Genomic DNA, 24,280 nt, shown 5'->3' on the forward strand with positions numbered 1-24,280 from the left:
TGATTGCCACGTGCACGTATTTCAGCCAGCGATAACTGTATATATCATCACAACACGTGGGATTTTTCAATGCGACTCCACCTTCACGGTTGGAAACAAAGAAACCTTCTTCCCTGGTCTTGCCCACGGTAAAGTAAATGTCGTCGGCCACAGAATTTATCGGATAACCAACATTCTGAGGTTCGCTCCAGCGGGTGCGTTCCCCGACGGATTTGAAGATGTCAAGTCCGCCCAATCCCGGAAATCCATCCGAGGAGAAATAGAGCGTTCGCGTTTCCATATCGAAATAGGGCGTCATTTCATCGCCAACGGAATTGATCTTGCTACCTGCCTTTTTGGGTTCTTTGAAAATATTTTTTTTCGCATTGTATGTTGTATACCATATGTCCAGTCCGCCCTTACCGCCCGGTCTGTCGCTCACAAAATACAAGATTTCATCCCCCTTGCGTGAGTCAGTGCCCACGGTGGGTTGTGTACTGGTGTATCTGGGATCGTTGATTTCATCATTAAGTTTCTCGGGACTGGTCCATTTTCCTTCCCTGAGATAACTGATATAAATGGCGCACACTACCTGGTCCATTTCATTGGGCTGGCATCGGGTGAAATAAAAGCGCTGGCCATCGGGTGAAAAGGCACCATTGCCGGTATTCACTTTGTCCTGATTAAAAGGTCCGGTGAATTCGCCGGTACTTTTCCAGGTTTCTCCCTCCTTTTTTGCAGCATAGAATTTTCTTACCGGCATATTTTCAGCGGAATCTATGACCACATACAGGATCTTATCCGATTTAAGGGAAGCATAGATCATCTGGTCGGCGGCGACGGAAATGGGACTGAATTCCACATGGGCTTTGTTGATGGAAGTATCCAGGTGGGTGATTTCCACTTCCAGTGCTGAATCGATCAGACTCGGAGCGATCTTACAACCTTCCGCACATTCTTTGGCGAGGGTTGTATATTTCTTGGAATCAGGACCATCGCGGTATGCCTTCCGGAATTTATTAAAAAGCGGTTCGGCTTCTTTGTGCTTCCCTGTCATCTGCAACATCTGGGCATAATAGAAGAGCGCCAGCGTGTATTTATCCGGATCAGCGTCGTAGACTGTCTTGAACAGCTCCAGGGCGGTGGCGTAATCACGGGCTCTCAGGTATTGCTGAGCTAACAGGTAAGTGATGCCGGAGTTTCCGGGTTTGAGTTCAAGGTATCTTTGGAAATAATCGATGGCGGAATACGGGTCTCCCATTCTGGCTGCTTGCTGACCGAAGCGTTTCAGTCGGCCCGGTTTCATGGCGTTGATGTCTTCGGACGTCGTTTGCGCAGCGGCATTAAAACCGGCGATCAGCAACAGAAAAAATACAATGGCTTGCTTAAAGGCGGTCACAGGGGATTGCTAATTTGGAAGGTACAGAACTTTTACAACGGTATATGATGGAGAATTCCAATGCACCTTTGTTATTGGTGTAAACCTCCAGGCTTGAAATGTTGATGTCGTAGCTGAGACCCACATCCACACGGTTGAACTGGACACCCATCGTGGCAATGCCCGCATCCATGTTACGCTTGATCCCATCCCTGAACAAACCGCCCACGAATAAGGATTTGATCTTGTACTTGTTCTCCCCCACGTTATATCCTGCGAGGCCACCTAATACGGCATCCTGTGCATTGACCGTAGACATGAAGAGGAGGGTGGGGCGAAGGTAAATGCGGTTACTCACATCAAACCGACCGCAGATGTAATAAGTCGTGCGGTGTTTAAGCCGGTTGCCTGTGCTAAAAAATGTTTCCCTGGGATGATTGATATGGAAGAAAGCCGCTCCGACTTCGGGTTGGAACTTATTGAAGCGCTTTGTCCATCCGATACCTGCATTGAGATCGAAATAAGAAAGGGACGGTCCTATGCCCTGTGCGTTTTCGTTATTTGGCAGTGATGGATCTGAAGAATTGAACTGCCCCAGGGAATTATCCCATTGATTGGGGAAAGACAAAGCATCAATGGAAAAACTCTTCATGATGTATCCCGCCTGGAGACCCATGTGAATCGTATGCCCCCAGACGCGTTTGTGATAACCCGCGGAGAGGTACATTTTATTACCGGTAAGTTTTGCGTCTCCTGATTTGTCATGCACCAGGATGATCCCGGCGCTGAAATGCTGATCCTTTAGGAAAAGCTGACGCTCATATGATAAGGAGAGTGTGCGGTAAGGGATCCCCAATTCTTTCCATTGTTGCCGGTAGTTGTTGGCTAGTCGGCAATCCCCCACAAAGTTGCCTGTTTCGGCAGGATTGAGGGTTAGCGGCGATGCATAAAACTGAGAGAAATGTACATCCTGACTGAAAACCCGGGGTGAAATCAGGAGATAAACAAACAGAAAGAAAAGAAGGGACGGCTTTATGCGCAAAACTTATTATATTTGATGAATAAAGGTAGTTAATCTTCGCAAATAATTGCAAATCATTTGAAAAAGGTCCGTAATTTCATCATTCACCCTTTTTGTTTGATTGCACTGCTGTCTCTTACGACCGGCTTGGTATCAGGTCAGGTCACAGCGGATTTTACGTCCAATAAAACGGCAGGCTGCAGTCCACAAACAATTATTTTCAACAACCTGTCCACCGGCCCCATTACCTATTGGGAGTGGCGATTCGGAAATGGCAATACATCGTTTTTGAAAAACCCAGTCGCTACCTATGGTGATCCTGGAAAATATACAGTAACCCTGATCGTATCGGATGGTGCCAACCGTGATACCCTTACATTGGTTGATTACATTACAATTTATAAGAATCCGGTGGCGGATTTTACAGGTACGGGCGGAGGCAAGGGTTGCCAGCCGTTTACGGTGAACTTCAATGACCTTACAACCCTGGGAGATGGTAGCATTAACCAGTGGATATGGGATTTTGGAGATGGGAATATTAACAACTCCGGTAATCCGAACCCTACACATACCTATACCACAACCGGTTCTTATCCGGTATCCTTACAGGTGATAGATGTCAACGGATGTTCAAGCAATCTTTTGATCCCGAATTATGTTCAGGTATCCGAATCACCCAATTTATCCAACATCACCGCCAATGTAACTTCGGCATGTACCCCACCATTAGCGGTTAACTTCGGAACCACCACCAGCGGTAGCGGACCTTTTACATTTCAATGGGATTTTGGGGATGGTACGACAACCAATCAGCCGACGCCTTCACATACCTATACGAGCACAGGCGGATACAATGTAACGGTGATCGTAACAAATAGTGCAGGATGTTCGGACACCCTTGTAAAACCCAACTTCATTATCATCGATGTACCTACTGCCGGGATCAATCTGCCGGACACGGTTTGCGTCAATACCAATGTCACTTTTGGTAATTCATCTTCGGGTGCTTCCTCCTACAGATGGAATTTTGGCGACGGTGGTACAAGCAATTCTGTTCAGCCCGTTCATAAGTATAACGCCACGGGAACTTACACTGTCACGCTGATTGCCAGGGACGGTAGTGCAACCTGCCAGGATACGGTGACAAAAACGATCGAGGTGATTGATATGATCGCCAACTTTTCCTCAACACCGAATTACGGTTGTCAATTGCCTCATACCGTAAATTTCACCGATCTGAGCACAGGCGCCGTGTCATGGCAATGGAATTTCGGTAACGGTGCTACATCTGCTCAAAAGAATCCCACTTATACCTATAATACCGCCGGAACATACACGGTCACACTGGTTGCTACCAACGCCTACGGTTGTAAAAAAACCATCGTGATGACCAATCATGTCGTTATTAACCCCATTGATGCGGACTTCAGCCCGGATATTGATGAAGGCTGTGCGCCTCTAACGGTCAACTTCACCGATCAGACCTCCTCAGATTCAACCATCACATCATGGCAATGGGTCTTTGATGATGGGAATACCTCTTCCCAACAGAATCCCACCAATACTTTCATGCAGGATGGAGATTTTACTGTTACCCTCGTGGTGACTAATAAACTCGGTTGTGTCGACAGTGTCAAGAAGGTTATTGAGGTGGGAAAGAAGATGACCCCGGACTTTTCTGTGGATCGTGATACCACCTGCGCATTTGACGGTGCGAATTTCACGGATTTGAGTATCGATTCGTTAGGCCTGATTGATTACTGGTATTGGAATCACTTTGGTGATGGTGGCACAGATCCAAATCCTGACCCATTTCATCAATATGTTGATACGGGCTGGATGACTGTTACCCTCATTACCGGCTATAATGGATGTTATGATACACTGGAAGTGGATAGTGTCATTTACGTTCAGGGGCCGATCGTTAGCTATACGGCACCAGCAAATTGTGACCACCCGTTAGACTATGATTTTACCAGTGATATGAAGGATGCTCAGCGCTGGTATTGGAATTTTGGCGATGGCAGTTCCATCGATTCCACCTCCATTGATCCGAGCCATACCTTCCCGGCAAGGGGAAGCTATACCGTATCACTGGATGCTTTTAACGATTCTACAGGTTGTTATTGGCATTTCGAATCCATTATCACCGTCACCGTACCACAGGCTGAGATTACCAATGATACGGTCATAGGTTGTTTGCCTTACACTCATTCCTTCAGCGGACTTAACAGCCAGGATGCATATTATTACCAATGGACGTTGGGCAACGGTGTAACTTCAACTACCGGAACGCCTACAACTAAGTATACATCCACCGGATTGTTCCCGGTGACCCTGATTGTAACCGATGTTCACAATTGCAAGGATACAACTTACGGACAAGTAAAGGTGATAGATCCGGTGGCGAACTATACCATTGATGCTGCCGAAGGTTGTGTTCCGCTTACCGTTAACTTTACGGACAATTCACTGTCGGATACCACCCTGGTGAGCTGGCTGTGGGACTTTGGTGACGGAGGAACCTCCACCCTGCAAAACCCGGCACACATTTACACAACGAATGGTCTGAAGACGGTTAAGCTGATCGTGACCGATGCAATAGGTTGTAAGGATACCCTCGACCAAACCAACCTGATCAATTCGAAACAACCTACACCCAAGTTTACCGTGTCGGATCAATCCATCTGTTTGGGAGATTCTGTTTTGTTTACAGATCAGAGTACCGGCAAAGCGCCCTTAACGTATTTCTGGACCTTCAGTGATGGCAGTACATCTACCCTGAAGAATCCGTATCATACCTTTCCGGATACCGGATACTTTGATGTCACACTGACGGTAACGGATAGTGACGGTTGTGATTCATCTATTACCAAGCTTAACTATGTGCACGTTCAGGGAATCCCCGTGGCGCTTATCTCAAGTAATAAAACGGTCACCCAGTGTTATCCGGATCTGATTCTTTTCAAAGACTCATCCCTGTCGGATTATGTGAGTCAATGGCAGTGGGATTTCGGTGACGGTGGGGTTTCCACTCTGGAAGACCCGGGCCATAACTATACCCAACCCGGAGAATATGACGTAAGTCTGATCGTGACCACAACCTACGGTTGCAAGGATACCATCGAACTTATCAAGTACATACAGATCAACGGTCCTTATGCGGAATTCCATTTGCAACCTGATACGATATGCAAAGGTGAGATGGCTTCGTTCTTTATTGATACGACCTTTAATGTAACCACATGGGACTGGGATTTCGGAGACGGAGCCGGACAGGCGGGATCAGGAACCTCCACCACCCATATCTACAATCAGACGGGACAACTCTTCCCTACTTTGATTTATCAGTCTTCTAACGGTTGTACTCAATACTTCAAGGATACCATCTATATTCATCAGATCGTCGCGGATTTCGTGGTCAGTGATACCGCCTCTTGTATTCCTTTGATAACTTCGTTAACCGATATCTCCACCGGACCCGATCAGTGGCATTGGGATTTTGGCGATGGCAGCACATCTACACAACAGAATACGAACCATACTTATAATACCCCGGGTTCTTATGATATTATGTTGTCAATTTTTGATAACACCACCGGCTGTCGCGATACCATCATCAAGACAGTGAACGCCTATAACGAACCTATCACCACCATCACACCCAGCGGCACGTTGTGTGCAGGTGATAGCTTGCAGTTGTTGTCTACCGGTGGAGGAACGTACATGTGGTCACCTTCTACCTGGTTGAGCGATACCACCATTGCCAATCCTTGGACGAAGCCTCAGGGTCCGATCCAATACATTGTTGTTGTTACGGATACCAACGGTTGTGTGGGCTCGGATACCGTTTCTCTTGGTGTACAAAACAAACCGAATCTGAATCTTCCGGGAGATACAACCATCATCATAGGAGAGGTGATAGACAATATGGATGGTTATGCTGGAAGTGGGTTCAATTATCGTTGGACACCCCCGCATGGTTTGAGCTGTACAGATTGTCCATTCCCTGAAGCTATTCCGCTGAGCAGTACATGCTACAAGCTAACCGTTACCGATCCCAACAATTGCTTTCTCGCAGTGGATAGCATGTGCATTGATGTGGATGTGAAATTCAGTATGGATGTACCTAAAGCATTTACACCGAACGGCGATGGCGTGAACGATGTGATTTATGTGCGGGGTTGGGGGATTCAGGATTTGCTGGAGTTCACCATCTACAACCGTTGGGGGGAAGTGGTGTTCCAGACATCCGATGTCAAGGAAGGATGGGATGGTTTCTACAAAGGTAAGCTTCAGAATATCGAAACGTACGCCTATACGGCCAGCGCCAAACTGTACAACGGAGAAATTCGAACAAAGAAAGGATATATCGCACTCCTCAGATAGCTGTAAAGCATGGAAGTGAATGATTTGATCGGCGAGATAAGGGAGCTGACCCTACATCTTCAGAAACAAGCCAACAGGATCCACAAACCTGAAGAGCTCGGAAGCAGGGATCTGGACACACTCCTGAGCGTTTCCGGAGAATTGTATGAGAAAATTGCAGTGCTGAAGTTTCTGCGAAGCGAAGATGAAGCCCTTCCTGAGGTGATTGAGGAAGAGGAGGAGGAAGTGGAGGAAGAACCGGATGTAAAACCTGCTGCACTTCCGAAACGTCCCGCCGGTTTCGGGATCATGGAACCAACTACCCCAACCAATACGATCGTAACGGATGAAGCCGACAGGATGATAGCTAAGCCTTCCGGCAGTGATGAGGATAAGCCGGACCTCAGCCAGGTAGCTGAAGAGAAAGCCGTTGTCTCGGATCTGTTCTCTCAGGATGAGCAGACATCAAAACCTTCTCCGGAAACAAAGGGTGAAAAACCCCGGGTTACCAATGAATATGTGAAAGATAAAAGGTCTGCCAAAGACGATACGACTGTCGGTGGAGATCTCGGAAATAAGCCAATCTCAGATCTGAACAATGCCATCGGAATTCATGAACGCTTTTTGTTTATCAATGAGCTCTTCGGTGGGGATATGGAGACCTACAACGAATCGCTTGACCGTATCGCTAACCTGGATAGCAGGGAAGCCGCTTACTCTTACCTGAAACCTTTCAAGGAGAAGTTCCAGTGGTCCGAAAAGGAAAGTGCGGAGGTTTTCTTTAACCTTGTGGATCGCAGGTTCAAACAATAGTTAGCGTATTTCCGGAATGCTGGCTTATTGCCCTCTTAGCAGGTCCCTCACTGCGTTCGGGATGACAAGGTCGTCGCGTCTTAATGGAAAGAAAGATAAAAGCGCACGGCTTAGGCATTAAATCATCTAAATGTTAACCGTGCGCTTTTATCTTTCCGTAAAACTTATGAATCCTGTCATCCCGAACACAATGAGGGATCTGGATACTTCAAACAATAGTCCGTTCCGGAAATAAAAACGGGGACCATTCCGATCCCCGTGTAAACAACACCAATCAACACTCAACTACTCAATTTATGTCATCGTTGTTGCGGATGAGGTGAACCCAGCCATGACGCGTATTCAGATTGCTGCCAGCCGCTACCGGATTACTAGGATCGTTCAGGTAAAGGATCCAATAATATACCCCTTCATTTAAACGGTTAAGCGACTTCCAATGCCGGCCGTCCCAATCGTTGTGATAGCTCATGCTTTCCCAGACCTTTTCCCCCCACCGGTTAAATACAAGCAACCGGCTGCCGGGGAAATATTCAATCCCCTTGATCTCAAAATTGTTGTTGGGGCTTTCGCCATTCGGTGAGAATACATTGGGAATGGTAATGTCGCATGGTTTTCCGATGATGAGTACTTCGGCGCTATCCGCACAGCCCGTGGAGTCTGTAACAACTAACGTGAATGTAACGGGTTCTGTCAGGCCGCTGACAGTGGGGTTGGGGATGGTTGGATCATCAAGACCGGCGCCGGGCGACCAGCCATAGGTGAACCCACCCATACCCCCTTTGCCGGAAGGGTTTCCCCCAAGCACGTGCGATTCATTCGCACAAAGATCTTTTGGAAGCCCTGCATCGGCGATGATCTCATCGGGTTCGTTGATGGTGAAACTGCGAACCGTGTCGCAACCCGTTTCTATTTCAGTAATGGTTACCGTATACGTAGCCGGTGATAGTCCCGATATCGAATTGGTGGTGGCCCCGGTGTTCCATTGAATGGTGAATAGGGAGTCTTCACATACCAGCGCAACAGCTGAGCCATCATTGCTGCCATAGCAACTAGCGTCAGTGGTGCGGACGACATTTTCAATTTGTACGCAAGGTGGATCGGGGATGCAACCCGAGCCACAGTTGTAGATCGGGCAGATGGTGACTTTGCCACACCCGCTGGGACGAAGGTCGTAGCAGTGCGTGTAAATCTCCCCCGGGATGAGGATGTTGCATCCGATGCCGCCGATAAAATCCGTACCTACCTGCTTGCAATCCGGATAGTGCCAGGTGCCTTCATGTTCCGCTTCCCTGATTCCGTCAGAACCTATGTCAACATAGTTCTTCACGTGAAAGCAGCCACCTGACTGACTGGTGGATCCGCCGGTATTGCCGGTTCCTGATGATAAAGAAATGGTTGAGTTACCTTGCGAACCGGCATCGAAACCACCGTAAATATTTCCACCTCCGGGACAGTTCTCATACGCAATATGCAGATTGAATTGCTCGTAAGGGGCATTGGGGTCCGAAGCTTTGAATGCGAAACACAGAACCGCAGGCAGCTCACTTTCGTCAATGGTATAACACCAGCCATTCTTCATCGCATCCTGAAAGGAAACCTGGGTGTTGGTGGGGTTGATGAAGTAGGTTCCGTAAGGAGCTTCACAGTCTTGTTTATGGCACTCCAGCGATTGACCACAGTACGGTCCGTGTCTATGGTAACATGCCCTGAAGCACTTGAGGTGCGTCCCAGGTTATCGGTGACCGTTACAGTGTATGGTCCATCGGAGGTTGGACATACATTGGCACTGGTTCCTGAACCCAGTCCGTCACTCCATGCATATGTCAGCGGAAGCGCTCCACCAACTACCACAGGTATAAGATCCAGGCATTCTCCGGAACACACCAGGTTGCTGTCCAACGTTACTGTGGGCGCGCATACCGTGGCGGATGAAACGATATTATCCAGCTGTACGCGGCTGCCGCCACCTCCGAAAAAGTTTCCGTTGCACCCAATACAAAGTGCCTTGAAGAGGAGATAATCGCAGGTGGCCGGTGCAGTGAAACTCACCGCATAGGTTTGCCAGTTGTAGTGGTTGATGCGCGGAGACGTCCATAGCAATGTTCCGGGAGTGCATACATCCGGTGAACAGTAAATCTCAAGAAAACCCGAGTTGTCGAAATTGTTGCCGAGGCCCGTGGTGTCGCCGGTCTTCAGGTCGATGGTGAAGTCAATGGTGCTTCCGGGAGTAGTAGGACAGATCAGTTTTTGGGCAATATAGATGTCTGCGGGATTGCCGTTACCAGACCAATCATCTGTGCTAACCTCTACATAGTTTGTACCATCGGAGGCGCCGGTGTTATAGTTGGCCAGACTGCCACAAGCTTCCCATCCGGGAGGTATGGCATTGCCTTCAAATGACGGATTATTCACATAGACCTGTGCGGTCACGGTTGCCCATGACAATGACGCGCACAGAAAAAGGGTAACCTTTTCCATGATCGCTGGTGTTAGGAATACGAACTTACTGGATGACTCTACTCATCAGATTGGAAGCAAATGTATTGGTAACAATGCTTCAATGCAAGGAAAATCGTAAAAAAAGATGCCGTTCGAAATTATATTTTACGGGAAAGCCTGAGGGAGGTAGAAATCCGGAATCTTTAGGAGGCGGTTTGATGGTATCAGGCGGTTATCTTTTCAGTACGATCCTGAACGTACTGCCTTTTCCAACCTCCGATTGTTTGACAAAGATACTGCCCTTGTGGTAGTATTCGATGATCCGTTTGGAAAGGGATAGTCCCAGGCCCCATCCGGTTCTTTTGGTTGTGAAGCCCGGTTGAAAGACGGAATGATATTGTGACTTAGGTATGCCTTTCCCGGTGTCGCTGATGTCGATGTAGACATATTGAAGCTGATCTGTAACGGCGACTGTCAGGGTGCCCTCACCTTCCATGGCATCCACGGCGTTACGGATCAGGTTTTCGATGACCCACTCAAAAAGAGGCGCATTCAAAGGTGCATGCAGCGCATCATCAGAACATTGGGTAATAAACGTTACTTTTTTCGGAGACCTGCTTTCCATGTAGTGAACGGAGTTCTTGACCACATCCACAAGGTTCATTCTTTCGAGGCGAGGTATGGCACCGATCTTTGAGAAACGTTCCGTGATGGTTTCAAGACGCTTTACATCCTTCTGAAGTTCCTGTGTGGTTTCTTCATCCACCCCCTTAAGTTTTAACAACTCCAGCCAGGCTACCAATGACGATAGCGGTGTTCCGAGCTGGTGAGCGGTTTCTTTGGCCATCCCGATCCACACCTGGTTCTGTTCTGCCTTTCTGGAGGAGCTGAAAGCAAAATAGGCAACAACAATAAACAAGGCGATCACAGCCAACTGCACAAAGGGATAATACTTCAACTGAAGGAGAAGCGTGGAGTTGAGGTAATAGATCAGGTTCTTGTCGCCATTGTGCAACTTGATCTCAATCGGTTCATGCTCTCCCTTCATTTCTTCCAAAACAGAATGCAGATAGTGCTTATCCTCAAGGCGTGTGGTATCCAGATTTCTTACGGAGATGATCTCACCGTTGGCATCGGTCATGATAACCGGTACGGTCTCATTGTTCCGGACCACCTCGAAGGAGACGGTGATGTCACCCGATTCTTCGTTCATGTTGGCAATGGCCTTGATGCCGGTTGCCCAAAGCTCTACCTTCTTACGCTCCTCTGCCGCCAGTTTCCTGATCAGGCTGTTGGTATACCATAAAGACGTTATACCGATCACCACCGCAGTGACCAATAAGAGCAGTTTCCACTGTTGCTTTCGCGTGTAAATGTTCAATGCTTGCGTGCGTTGCTTGCCGGGCAAATTTAATCATTTACATGATCTGCCCGTGGTGAAATGGTGGATGTATCTGATTCGGCTGTGTTGTGATTCGTTTGATGTGGCGACAATACGAAACGAAGGATTCAATAACCGAACCATCGATTACTCCCATTCGATATCAAATTTCTTGTCATCTTTCTTTTCCTCCGTTACCGGGGGCGTTTGTTGTTTTGTGGTGTCCTTCTTGCCCTTCAGGAACCGGAATTCATCTTTTAGCATGCTTTTGAAATTCTCCTTTTCTTTTTTCAGGTCCTGGTTGATCTTTTCCCTCACGCCCTGCTGGTCATAGCGGATCACGGGGTTGTCCACCGTACCGGTCATTGATACATACAAACTGGTTCTTCCCAGTCCATCATCTTCCACAACACCGAATGCTTCATTTTCTTTGCGGGCCTTTTTTGCTTTTCTGAATAAGATGTCGCTCAGCAATACCCGGAAGTGATAGTCGATCTCATTGTCGAAACTGTGCGTTCCCGAACAACTAAGGTTGATAGCACTTGAGTGTATGTCCATCAGGGGAATATAGATCTTGCTGTCATGGATATCCACCTTGTTCTCAAGGGTTGAAAACTTAATGTGTTCAAGTTCACTCACCTTGATGTAGCTGGACAGGGCCTTCAGCGGGCTGAATCCGATCAGTTCGCCGTTATCGATCCGGATGGATGACTGTGCCTTTATCAGTTCTGGGATGACGGTCAGTTCATCGGTCCATGTGCTTTCCAGGTGCATGGAGGCGGTCATCGTACCCCGTAAATGTTCATCTTTCAATACAACCTGCCCGAAGTTTTCAGTTTGAAGGAACATCTGACGAATATCGATCTGATTTACCTGTCCATCGCATGTGACCTGAACCTGTTTCTGACTTCGGTTGTCTGCAGTGCCGGTAAGATCCAGTACACCGCCCATGGTATGCATGGTCAGGCGATCGGCATAGATGACACGATTTTCCAGGCGCAGTTCCCCCCTGACATCCGTAGCCCTGAACTTACGGAACACGATCTCGTCCCATGCAACCTCCAGCGTGGCGGTGATATGGTCAGGCAAACTGAAACGGTACGGATTGGTGTTCCTGGCGGCACCGTCTTCCTTGAGCAATTCGTTCATGTCAACCATCGGACTGAAAAGGGAGCCACGTATATCCATCGTTTCGTCAGGAGCAAGAATGTAAGGAAAGAAGCGGGAAAGCATTCCATTCAATCGCATGGGATTGCCTGCTACGTAACCGGTCAGACTATCCACCCCGAGATGCGGGTACTGGAGCAGCAACCTCCCGTACATCTCTGTCATGGGATGATCGGAACCTTTAAGGGTGAGGTTCACATTGGAAAGGTTGATCAATCCTGCCAGGGTGATGCTGTTCAACTGATCTTTGGTGAAGGTGGATGGTTGTTTGAGCGGACCCGAGTATGAAACCGACATGATAGCACTGCCTGTGATAGACTGTACCGTATCCATTGGTACCAGTTGATTCAGATGTGCAAGATCCAGAGAAGCCTTGGCGCGGAACTGGATTCCGGGGTTCTCAAAATGATCAATGACACCGGAAATATCTACGTGACCACCTTCAAGATCGGCAGAAGCATTGCTTACCGAGATCATGTTTGAAGGGCTGCCTTGTTCAAAGATCAGGCTGCCTTTTGCCCGTAGGGAGGAAAGCCGGATGGTTGAACCGATTCTGGCGAGAGAGGCATCCGTGATCTCATAATTGGCATCCAGCCTGGGGTATTTGTTCTTCCCCAGATGGCCTTTTGCTACGAAATCAAGACTGATAAGACCTTCGAGTTCGTAATCCAGCAAAGGATCTGTTAGGTTGGGTGGAAGAAGGGTCAGGAATTTTTGCAGTTCAATATCTTCTGCTTTCCCCTTTCCCTCCAGTACCGGTGCTTTGCCCGGCATATCAGAATAGGTCACGGACAGGTCGCCGAAGGCCATCCCATCGATTTCCAGTTGACCATCCCGAAAGCGATATATCTGCTTATCCTCGACGGTCAGATCGGTCTTTATGTAGAGTTCGCGGTTGGACATGACATTGACCGTGTCAGATGTCCAAGAGGCCAGATACATGTCGCCCCTGACCGATGCGGCATACGTTCGTTCCGACAGCCGGCCGTTCAGGCGGGTGTCGGAGCAGGTCAGGTTCAGGTTTACCAATGCCTGGCGGTTATCATACAATACCGCCAGGTCCGAAAGGTCTACCTGTTCCAGATCCACTTGAAAGGCCCTGGTCGTGGTATCTTTGTTTTTCTTCCAGCAATTGTAATTCACACTGCCGTCTTTATAAACCCTGAGTTTGAGTACCCCTTCCTGGATGCTCACTTTCCTGAGCACATAATTTTTGGAGAACAGGTTCCACAGATTGAATTGAAGAAATAATTTATGTGCGTACAGCAAGGTGTCACGTGGTGTTGTGCGGATGGCATCCCTTGCCAGTACGTCCGAGAAACGCAAGGATGCGTATGGAAACTTTTCGATGAGGGTGAGATCCACCTCATTCACGGAGATCTCCGTTTTGAGGTTCTTGTTGAGCTCGGTCAATACCATGCCTGTCACCTCATCCTCGTATATCCAGGCAAGGAGCCATGCAGCGAGGACCAGTGTCAGGAGGGATACCCCGGTAATCAACAAAATCCTTTTCAGTATTTTCATAGGGACGGTTACCATCAAAGTTCCTCAATTCCGCTCCCGGTTCAGTACGTTCACGAAAGTATTTTTTAACAGGCCTGTCTGTAAAACGCTGCCGGGAGGTGGAATATTTGTCTGTGCCAAACCGGAAGATACCAGCCTCACCACCTTCGGATGTTTTTTTATATTTGACTATATTGAACCATTGTAAACCCAAACCCAGATTGTTATGAAAAGAACAGGAATGATCCTGGCCGCAGTGGCCCTGGCTGGCAGCTCGGCGGTGGCGTTGAATCCGTCCAAGGAATATGCCGTTACACCCGATGAATATGGCATTGAATACGAAGAAGTAAAATTACCGACATCAGATGGTTTAACACTCAACGGCTGGTGGTTCAAGCCCGCTACTGAATCTACCAAATGCATTATCATCAGCGATGACGGTGATGGCAACATGGCCGATAACCTGGAGCTGATCTCACAGTTCATTACCATGGAATACCATGTGCTTGCCTATGACTACCGCGGCTATGGCAAAAGCGATGAATTTGAGATCAAGGAGAAGTTCTTTATCTACCATCAGTTCTCGAAAGACCTGGAGGCTGCCATCGGATATGTGAAGAAATACCACGCGAAGTTATATACGGTGGATCTCTATGGTAAGGGAATAGGTGCTGGACTGTCAATCGGGGTGGGTGCCAACAACACCAAGATCAAACGTGTGGTTGCAGATGGTACCTACGTGTCTTTTCAGAAATACAAAGACCGTGTCAGAGAAAAAGAAGGGAAAGAAGTGATGCTCCCGATCGGTTATAACAAATACATCATGGAACCTGAGTATGCGCTGGAGGAAAAAGGCCAGCATCTTCGCGGTATCCTCTTTATCGTAGGGCAAAATGAAAGCATCACCGGACCCGATGATGTGAAGGCCCTGGCCAAACTCAAGAAAAAGGAATCCGTGGTTTATGAAGTCGAAGGTGCAACGAACAAGCAAACGTTCACAAGCAACAAAAGCGCTTATTTCGATCAGGTAAAAGATTTCCTGGAAAAATATACCAAGTAATTCCTGTCGTTTCACTTACAGGTAAAAGGAGGCCCCACGGGTCTCCTTTTTTTAGCTGGATTAATAATTAAAGCGCGCCAACAGCAAGGCTTTTGCTACCTTCGTGAGAGGATATGATCACCAGAGAAACCATAGACCGTATCATTGAAGCTGCCAGGATCGAAGAGGTCGTGGGCGACTACGTTACGCTCAAGAAACGCGGCGCCAATTACATCGGACTTTGTCCGTTTCACGACGAAAAGACCCCGTCATTCAACGTGTCTCCTGTGCGTGGTATTTACAAATGTTTCGGCTGCGGGAAGGGTGGTAATGCGGTGAACTTTCTCATGGAGCATGAACACTATGCCTACCCCGAAGCACTTCGTTTTCTGGGAAAGAAATATGGCATTGAGGTTGAGGATGAGCAGCAGACAGATGAGCAGAAGGAGGCCGTGCAGGAAAGGGAAAGCCTGTACATTGTTTCCGCATTCGCACAACGGTATTATACCGAAGTCTTGCATAATACCGAAGAAGGAAAGGCCATCGGTCTCACCTATCTGAAAGAAAGGGGTGTAACACCTGCGATGACCGAACGGTTTGTGATTGGATATGCACCGGATCAGTGGGATGGTCTTCTGAATGCCGCAACGCATGAAGGACACAATCCGGAGTTCCTGGATAAGACCGGCCTCACCCTGTCAGGGGAAAATGGAAAACGGCATGACCGCTTCCGGGGACGGGTCATGTTCCCGATCCGCAATGTCACCGGACGGGTCATCGGCTTTGGTGGACGAACGCTCCGGAGTGACAAGAAAACGGCCAAGTACATCAACTCGCCCGAAAGTGAGATATACCATAAAAGTCATGTGCTCTATGGTTTGTATGAGTCCCGCAAAGCCATTTCTGAGCAGGACGTATGTTATCTCGTTGAAGGCTACACCGATGTGATATCGCTGCACCAGGCCGGTGTGGAAAATGTGGTGGCCTCTTCCGGCACTTCCCTCACCGAAGGCCAGATCCGCCTGATCCGCCGGTATACACCCAATGTGACCATCCTTTATGATGGGGATGCGGCAGGCATCAAAGCATCCTTCCGCGGGATCGATCTTATTCTTGAAGAGGGCCTCAACGTTCGCGTCGTCCTTTTCCCGGATGGAGAAGACCCCGACTCTTACGCAAGGAAATCCGGCGGCGAGGCTTTGAAAGAATACATCACTTCCAACAGCAAAGACTTTATCTCCTTTAAAACCGGTCTGCTTTGGGAAGAGGCCTCTGGTGACCCGATCAAAAAGGCGGCCCTGATCAAGGACATCGTGCAAACCATCGCCCTGATCCCCGATGCCGTGACCCGCTCCGTTTATGTGAAGGAATGTGCGTCCATACTTCAAATTGACGAGCAGGCGCTGATCAGTGTACTTAACAAGTCGCGGCGCGATAAGGCCCGCAAGGAAAATACGTCCGCCTCACCTGAAGAATACGCCTCCGTTCCGGACGATGTACCCGTTCAATACCGGGAGTCGCAGGAGAGACCAGCTACCGACATATCCTTTCAGGAACGGGACCTGCTTCGCGTTTTGTTACAATACGGAAACCATGAATTATCCATCGTCCGCACAGAAGAAAATGCAGAAAAGGAGATGGAGCCGGAGACCATGAGTGTGGCTGATTTTATTGTAAGTGAACTATCGGCCGATGATATTACGTTGGAGCATGCAGTATATGGCAGGATATTTGACGAGATCATGACGGCGGTAAACAATGGTTCACTGCCTGATGAGAAGAAGTTCCTTCACCATTCTGATCCGGAGATCGCACATCACGCCATCGACCTATGTACTTCAAGGTACCAGTTAAGCGGGAACTGGGAGAAAAGAGGCATCATGGTAGAGACTGAGGAAATGGTGTTGAGAAAAACAGTTTATAATGTTGTTTATGCCCTTAAGGAACGAAGGGTGATGGATATGATCGAGAAAAATCAGATCAAACTGAAGGACACCGCATCTGACGAAGAAGTGATGAAGTTGCTGGAAGTGCAGAAACTTCTTGAGAATGCGCGGAAGCAGATATCCAACCAACTGGGTCGTGTGATTTTGAAATGAAGCGAAGGATGTTCACTTTCCAACGTTGGTCACTATGTCTGCTCATCGCCGGACTTCTGCAAGTTGCAAATGCACAGGATTCGTCAGAGGTCTCTGTTAAACCTCCTCCCATCACCTATACAACCGAGAAGGTATTTTTATCTTTCAGAGACAGCGTACAATTTCCGGATACCCTGGTGAAGAATGTTCATCGCTACGAACAGCAGATGACCCGTTCCCCCTTTATGGCACACATGGGAAACACCGGTAGCCCCCTTCACCCGTTGCTCTTCAAACCCAATGAAAGTATCGCCTTCCGGCTTCGCGATCAGCCGCTGCAATCATATATGTTCAGCCTGGATAGTCTGAACCGTTATCATGTGAGAAAACCGTTCACTGATTTGTTCTATGTTCAGGGTGCCAAGCAGGAGCAGGTGTTCACACTATTGCATACCCAGAACATTACGCCTTACCTCAATGCCAGTATAGTCTTCCGTAGGATCAGTGCTCCCGGTTTTTACAACCGGCAAAAGGCCGGCCATTCTGCGCTTGCATTTTCAGCCTGGTACCATGCACCTTCGGGAAAGTATACGGCGTTCCTCAGTGCCGTACTGAACAAAATGACTTACGAGGAGAATGGTGGACTTGCCAATGATTCGCTATTCGAAAGGAATGTGGTGGCCAACCGGGCAGCATTTCCGGTAAAGATCCTGGAAGCAAAAAGTGCTCACCGCTATAAAGGATTGCGATTAAAACAGGTGATCCATTTCCGGGGACAACCGGATAGCCTGGTCGCTGATGAGCCGCCCTGCTGCCGGTCCGATTTCTTTCACGTGATCTCCCTGGACAAGACCTCGTATGTTTATGATGATGCGCAGCCTCTGGGCGGTTATTATACCCGGATACTTTCCGATTCGCTGGCCACATTGGATTCGATGTGGATGGAACACATGCATAATCAGATCGGATGGACGATGGGTACAAACACAGGACTTGAATTTGCTATCCGGCACGAACATATCAGAACCGGTGGAAGTGTTGCCGACTCCACATTTGAAGAACTGGCACTGGATGGAAGGGCATGGTGGAGAACCACCGGACGATCAGTCGAATTGACTATCGCATATGGTTTGGCAGGCCCGAATGAAGGAACATCTGCCATCGGAGTTGTATACCGGCAGCGGCTGAACCCGAAATGGAACCTGACCGCGCGGATAGCACAGAGCCAAACCCGGCCAACGTGGATGATGCAGCAATTTACGGGGAACCATCACGCCTGGAACAATAGCGCATGGAAGGGAACAGATCAGTTGCAGAAAATTACCGGTGGTGATCTGGAGTTGAAACATGCAAAGAAATGGACCATTCGTTTTAATGCAGATCAGGTATCCGGCTACTTCTTTTACAACAGCCAGGCCATGCCAGAATACAGAGAAGAGGATTTCCGGGTGTTCAGGACCATGGCTGCGAAGGAATTGAAATGGAAGAAATGGGGGTTGGATCTACAGGGAATTTATCAGTACACAACTTCCGTCTACCTGTTGAATTTGCCTGAGTGGTTGTATACTTCCTCTTTGTACTACGAGCGCGATATGTTTAGCAATGCACTGCTTGCCAGGATAGGTCTGGATGTGACCGGTTTCTCATCATTTAGCGGACACGCCTGGATGCCGGATGTGAATCAGTACTACGTACAGAATGAAAACAGCATTGGAGATTATCCCTATGTGGATGTCTTTGTGAATCTCAAGATCAAAAGGGTCAGACTGTTTCTGAAGATGCAGCACCTGAATGCCGGTATGCAAGGTTATCGGTACTACCTTACTCCGCATTATCCCATGCCAGACAGGGCCTTCAAGCTCGGACTGAACTGGCGGTTTTATGATTGAGTTATTGAAGGCGAGGGTGTCTACAGCCCTAGGTCATACACACAATATAGCGAACCCCGTAGGGGTGTAATCTTCATAACGGTAACGGTATAAGAAGACGGAAACCCAAACCCGCCGGATGATGGTGTTTATCGTTGATCGTATGCAAAGGTATCCGGCGGGTTTGGGTTTGTTGGAAACGTACACGTGGTGCTATGAAGATTACACCCCTACGGGGCTGGGTTCGTTGAAAACTCACACGTGGGGCTATAAATATTTCACCCCTTTCCGGGTTAGGCTTGATAACAAATAATCCATGATCATGATATCAGCCGATCATCCGGCATTACGTTTTCTGCTTCTGCTTTTTAGCAGCCGGAAAGAGAATGTTATTCAGGATGAGGCGGTAGCCGGGAGAGTTCGGATGTAGGTTGAGGTCTGTAGGCGGATCTCCTACCAGATGTCTGTAATCTTCGGGATCATGTCCGCCGTAGAATGTCCATGTTCCTTTTCCGTATTCACCATGGATGTACCGTACTTCATTGGCGGCTTTGTTTTCGCCCATGATCAGCACGGTGGATTTGACGTATTGTTTACGGAAGGCCGTGGTTTGTCCCATGAAACCTTTGATCACCATTTCGTGGTTCTGGCATAGCATGGTGGGTACGGGATCCCATTTTGCAGAGAACTCGAACAGGGTGAAATAATCCACTTCTTCATTCACCGAACGTACGGGGGGGAAGTTCGGACTGTGGTCAATGCTGGAAAATTCGTATTCGTAAGGATTTGTAGATACCTTGAAATTCGTGAAGGCAAAACATTTCTCGTAGTCTATCTTTTCATTCATGGCAGGATCTGCTCCGTCGCCATCGAACATGCTTTCGCAGATATCGACACCCTCTGCGGCCAGTGCGATGTCATATGAATCGGTGGCTGAACACATAGCGAAAAGGAAGCCTCCGCCCGCAGTGAAATCCCTGATTCTTTTTGCCACAGCCAACTTGAATTCCGAAACCTTGGAAAAGCCATGGCGTTTGGCTGCCGCTTCGGAATCACGCACCTGTTCCTGGTACCATGCTTCATGCGCAAAGGCTCTGTAGAATCGTCCGTATTGTCCGGTGAAATCTTCATGGTGGAGATGGAGCCAGTCATACAATGGAAGTTTCCCGTCAATGATCTCTTCATCGTATACCACGTCGTATGGGATTTCTGCGTAGGTAAGTACAAGGGTAACGGCATCATCCCAGGGTTGTTTGTTCTTAGGTGAGTACACGGCAATCTTGGGCACCTTTTCCAGTTTCATGACTTCCATGTTCACCTCGGGCTGACTGATCTCCGCGAGAATATTATTCACCTGCACATCTGCCAGGATCTCATAGGATACGCCTCTGATGATGCATTCATTCTCAAGGGTACTGTTTCTTTCAAACATAAAACTGCCGCCCCGGTAGTTGAGCAGCCAGTTCACTTCAACATCATGCTGAAGGACCCAGTAAGCAATACCATAAGCTTTCAGGTGATTTTTCTGACTTTCCTTATCCATGGGAATAAGGATGTGGGCTGCCCGTAAGGGTGCCGTTCCCAAAAGCAGGAGACAAATCAGGAAGACAAATGCATGAAGTCCGTTAAAACGGTTTTGATTCTTCGTCCTCGATGTCATCCATTCTGGATGATCTGGTGATGGTATTGAATGAGTTTTGGTCATGGCCTTGCTGGAATGGGGCATCAAAGTTTCCGGTCTCCCAGTCTTCAAATTTAGCCAACTTATCAATAAAACGCAGGGGTACATCCTTTAGTGCGCCATTACGGTGTTTGGCGATGATGATCTCGGCCATGCCTTGTGTGGGGTTGTTGTTTTCATCCACATCCAGACCGTAATACTCCGGACGGTAGATAAACATAACCATATCCGCATCCTGTTCAATAGCTCCGGACTCCCTGAGATCGGACAGTTGCGGACGTTTGCTGCCTCCGCGATTTTCAACCGCACGACTTAACTGGGAAAGCGCGATCACCGGTACGTCCAGTTCCTTGGCAATGCTTTTCAATGACCTGGAGATCGTGCTGATCTCCTGCTCACGGTTTCCGCGGTTGTCGCCGCCGGCTGTCATCAGCTGCAGGTAATCAATAATAATCAGTTCAATCTTGTTCTGTTGTTTCAGCCGGCGACATTTTGCGCGAAGCTCGAAGATGGATAACGCAGGGGTATCATCAATGAACAACGGTGCTTCTGCCAGACGGGTGATCTTCGCATTCAGTTGCTGCCATTCGAAATCTTCCAGGTTCCCTTTTTTTAATTTCTCAACAGTCAATTCTGCTTCCGCAGCAATCAGACGATTGACCAGCTGCAGGGAGGACATCTCAAGTGAAAATATGGCAACCGGTCTGTTGAATTGCACTGCCGCATTTCTTGCGATGGATAATACGAAGGCGGTTTTACCCATACCTGGGCGGGCGGCGATGATGTCCAGGTCGGACCGTTGCCAGCCTGAAGTCACGCTGTCGAGTTGTGTAAATCCTGTGGGTACACCGGTCAGTCCGTCGGTGTGATTTCGCGCTGCTTCGATCTCCTTGATGGCTTCGCTAAGCAGGGTGGACATCCGGTCATAATTTTTGCGAACATTCTGTTCGGTGATGTTGAACAGATTCTCACCCGCTTTATCCAGCAGGTCGAAAGCGTCATTGGTTTCTTCGTAAGCATCACGGATCATATCAGAACCCAGGGTGATCAGTTCACGCTGAATAAATTTCTGGAGAATGATACGTGCATGAAACTCCACGTTGGCCGAGGAAGCCACGCGGTTTGTCAATTGCGAAATATAGTAAGGTCCACCAACCACGTCGAGGTTTCCGTTCTTCTTCAGTTCATTGGTTACCGTGAGGATGTCAATGGCTTCCGCTTTTGAGAAGAGTTGCTGAATCGCTTCAAAAATATGTTTGTGCGCTTCTTTGTAAAAACAAGCGGGTTGTATGATGTCGATCACCGCAGTCAACGCATCTTTCTCAAGCATCAGTGCACCAAGCAGTGCTTCCTCCAGATCAACCGCCTGTGGTGGCAGCTTGCCATGCTCCATCGCCAAAGGTTGCAATGAGCCAGCCATTCCCCTGCGTTTCCCCGTTCTGTCTGTAATCTTCAAATTTTCCATAGGTCCCAAAAGTAGGAAAAGAACGAACGGCACATTTATTAATGTGTTAACATTCCCTCAACACGTCTTTTAAACAATTGTTGATAAAAATCACTTGCAAATGTGCAAAAACCGATAACCATAAATATACTAAATTTAATGGATGAACCGGCCCTTGAATCGTTCCATTTTACACATGTCTTTGTTGATGACGTTTATTGTTATCAGCTTATTGCAGGGGGCATGCGTCAAAGATCGTGATCTGTCCGAACCTGAAATAACGTGGAAACAACCCGCCGTGCAAAGTCGGTATGCGGTGACAGATACGGTTGATGTGGATGTGACGGTAACCGATGAAAATCAACTTGTTTCCATCCGCATGAGCATCGTCAACGAGCTGCTTGTTGCTGTGACCCCATCCGTGCAGGTGACTCCGGAGACCAATACCTATCACATGGTTACAACAATGCCTCTCGACAATATACATCTGGCATCAGGCACCTACTTTGTATTGATTGTCGCCAGTGACGGAACGCATGAGAAACGGGCCTTCCGTGAGATCATCGTGGATGAGTTGCCGCTGGAAAGAGATGCTATTCTAGCGTTGATGTTTTCCGGTACATCCCCGATGATTTTTAAATATGACGGACTTTCGGTTGATACGGTTGTGTCTCCGGCAATGAGTGATTATTCCGGTTCAGCGATCAATTCATGGGACCGGCAGGTATACCTGAGCGGAAGTGTGAATGGCCCGGTGCAGGCATGGGACATTGACAGCCGGACACTCGCATGGTCCAAACCTGGTCATCTTAATTTACCCTGGGATACCTATGAAGGGGTATTCTCTAACCAACGGACCTGTTATGTGATGATGACGGATGGATCGGTAAGAGGCTATGACAGACAAGGCATCTCAACCTACGGCGTGAGTTTTCCGACCGCCTTTCGTACCGTGATGATGGCTGCACATGAAGATGATCTTGTCATGATTCAGAAAGGGAACGGTGCCCTGCGTAAGTTGGTGATGATACAGAAGGAAGGGACGACGGGTTACCAGGAGGTGGCCCTGGATATGGAGGTGAAACAGATTTTCTCACGTGACCCCGATCACCTCATGGTTTTTGGCAACGAAAACGGGCAGGGTATGATGAAGGAATACACCATCTCGCAGAATGGCTTTTGGGAACCACACACCCTCGATGCGGGACCATTGTATGATGCGGTTCAGTTGAATGCCAATACCTATCTCATCTCCGGCAATTCCGGTCTTCGGAAGTATACTTATAACCCAAACAGTCTGACAGACCTTATCCCAGGTATTATGCCGCAATGTATGGCCGTGGATATAAGCTCAGGTGAGGTTGCGTGTGCGTCAGGAAAGGTCTTGAATATCTATGATGGCAACACCGGTACCCTGGTTGATCAGGCCGTCTTCCCGGATTCGGTTAAGCAGTTACACATGCTATATAATAAGTGATCGTAATTCGGCCCCGCCGTTATTCTTTGCCATCCTCTTCTTCGCCATCCTTGACCACGCCCATGGAAGAAAACTTCTGTATGCGTGCGAAGATGCGATCTTCCGGGGTTTGGGCGTCCAATGCTTCCAACTCTTTAAGGATCGTATCCTTAACGATTTTGCATGTTTCCTCCGGATGCGTATGTGCTCCACCCAGGGGTTCTTTGATGATGCCATCCACCAATTTATTGGCCAGCATGTCCTCCGCAGTCAGCTTTAATGCTTCTGCGGCCTTTTCCTTGAAATCCCAGCTGCGCCAGAGAATACTCGAACAGGACTCCGGGGAGATCACGCTGTACCAGGTGTTTTCCAGCATCAATACTTTATCGCCGATGCCAATACCCAATGCACCACCCGATGCACCTTCGCCGATAACAATGCATATCACCGGAACACGCAACTGCACCATCTCGATCAGGTTTCTTGCAATGGCTTCTCCCTGCCCACGTTCTTCCGCTTCCAGTCCGGGGTAAGCACCCGGTGTATCAATTAGTGTAACTACGGGCTTGTTGAACTTTTCGGCCATTTTCATCAACCGCAATGCTTTGCGATATCCTTCCGGGTTGGCCATACCGAAATTCCGATACTGCCGCATCTTCGTATTG

At 48.3% G+C, this 24,280-nt stretch carries 15 protein-coding genes; 6 read left to right on the top strand and 9 right to left on the bottom strand.

The genetic code is table 11. The features are described from left to right. A partial coding sequence (locus tag KDD36_08925; GenBank protein MCB0396763.1) for a PD40 domain-containing protein occupies positions 1 to 1,378 on the bottom strand: 1,378 nt, incomplete at its 3' end. Then, positions 1,365 to 2,399, bottom strand: coding sequence for a PorP/SprF family type IX secretion system membrane protein (locus KDD36_08930; protein ID MCB0396764.1), 1,035 nt, complete (start codon positions 2,397 to 2,399; stop codon positions 1,365 to 1,367). The genes KDD36_08930 and KDD36_08925, both read right to left, overlap by 14 nt. Positions 2,400 to 2,456: 57 nt before the next feature. Between KDD36_08930 and KDD36_08935 the strand changes: the two genes are divergently transcribed. Further along, positions 2,457 to 6,767 carry a PKD domain-containing protein gene (locus tag KDD36_08935; GenBank protein ID MCB0396765.1) on the top strand — a complete coding sequence of 1,437 codons (4,311 nt, stop codon included), beginning with the start codon at positions 2,457 to 2,459 and terminating at the stop codon, positions 6,765 to 6,767. Between the two features lie 9 nt (positions 6,768 to 6,776). Next, entirely contained in the window at positions 6,777 to 7,559 is a 783-nt protein-coding gene (locus tag KDD36_08940; GenBank protein ID MCB0396766.1) for a hypothetical protein, read from the top strand. 289 nt (positions 7,560 to 7,848) lie between these two features. On the opposite strand, the gene KDD36_08945 is transcribed toward KDD36_08940, so the two are convergent. From KDD36_08945 to KDD36_08960, 4 genes are all read right to left on the bottom strand, one after another. Continuing rightward, positions 7,849 to 9,138: a gliding motility-associated C-terminal domain-containing protein gene (locus KDD36_08945; protein ID MCB0396767.1), complete on the bottom strand. Its 1,290-nt coding sequence runs from the start codon at positions 9,136 to 9,138 to the stop codon at positions 7,849 to 7,851. After that, the gene (locus KDD36_08950; protein MCB0396768.1) at positions 9,135 to 10,037 is read right to left on the bottom strand and encodes a hypothetical protein; all 903 of its coding nucleotides are present in this window, start codon (positions 10,035 to 10,037) and stop codon (positions 9,135 to 9,137) included. The genes KDD36_08945 and KDD36_08950 overlap by 4 nt, the downstream gene beginning before the upstream one ends. 193 nt (positions 10,038 to 10,230) lie before the next feature. Continuing rightward, a complete protein-coding gene (locus KDD36_08955) occupies positions 10,231 to 11,211 on the bottom strand; it encodes a HAMP domain-containing histidine kinase (protein ID MCB0396769.1) in 981 nt (326 codons plus the stop codon). Positions 11,212 to 11,526: 315 nt separating this feature from the next. Then, complete coding sequence (locus KDD36_08960) at positions 11,527 to 14,070, bottom strand: hypothetical protein (protein MCB0396770.1); 2,544 nt, start codon at positions 14,068 to 14,070, stop codon at positions 11,527 to 11,529. A 205-nt stretch (positions 14,071 to 14,275) separates the two neighbouring features. Here KDD36_08960 and KDD36_08965 point away from each other — a divergent pair, with 205 nt between their 5' ends. From KDD36_08965 to KDD36_08975, 3 genes are all read left to right on the top strand, one after another. Further along, on the top strand, positions 14,276 to 15,109 hold the full coding sequence (locus tag KDD36_08965; protein ID MCB0396771.1) for an alpha/beta hydrolase: 834 nt from the start codon (positions 14,276 to 14,278) through the stop codon (positions 15,107 to 15,109). Positions 15,110 to 15,222: 113 nt separating this feature from the next. Beyond that, the gene (locus KDD36_08970) at positions 15,223 to 17,187 is read left to right on the top strand and encodes a DNA primase (protein MCB0396772.1); all 1,965 of its coding nucleotides are present in this window, start codon (positions 15,223 to 15,225) and stop codon (positions 17,185 to 17,187) included. Then, the gene (locus KDD36_08975; GenBank protein MCB0396773.1) at positions 17,184 to 19,055 is read left to right on the top strand and encodes a hypothetical protein; all 1,872 of its coding nucleotides are present in this window, start codon (positions 17,184 to 17,186) and stop codon (positions 19,053 to 19,055) included. Before KDD36_08970 ends, KDD36_08975 begins: the two co-directional genes overlap by 4 nt. A 325-nt stretch (positions 19,056 to 19,380) precedes the next feature. Here KDD36_08975 and KDD36_08980 read toward each other — a convergent pair whose 3' ends face one another. Together KDD36_08980 and dnaB are read right to left on the bottom strand one after the other, a co-directional pair. Further along, a complete protein-coding gene (locus KDD36_08980) occupies positions 19,381 to 20,694 on the bottom strand; it encodes an asparagine synthetase B (protein ID MCB0396774.1) in 1,314 nt (437 codons plus the stop codon). Continuing rightward, the gene (gene dnaB, locus KDD36_08985; GenBank protein MCB0396775.1) at positions 20,660 to 22,180 is read right to left on the bottom strand and encodes a replicative DNA helicase; all 1,521 of its coding nucleotides are present in this window, start codon (positions 22,178 to 22,180) and stop codon (positions 20,660 to 20,662) included. Before dnaB ends, KDD36_08980 begins: the two co-directional genes overlap by 35 nt. A gap of 187 nt (positions 22,181 to 22,367) precedes the next feature. On the opposite strand from dnaB, the gene KDD36_08990 reads away from it, so the two are divergent. Continuing rightward, entirely contained in the window at positions 22,368 to 23,636 is a 1,269-nt protein-coding gene (locus tag KDD36_08990) for a hypothetical protein (GenBank protein MCB0396776.1), read from the top strand. Positions 23,637 to 23,655: 19 nt separating this feature from the next. Here the strand turns inward: KDD36_08990 and KDD36_08995 are convergent. Beyond that, on the bottom strand, positions 23,656 to 24,280 hold a 625-nt coding region (locus KDD36_08995), incomplete at its 5' end, for an acetyl-CoA carboxylase carboxyl transferase subunit alpha (protein MCB0396777.1).

It is taken from the genome of Flavobacteriales bacterium, from assembly GCA_020435415.1.
GTDB lineage: Bacteria > Bacteroidota > Bacteroidia > JACJYZ01 > JACJYZ01 > JACJYZ01.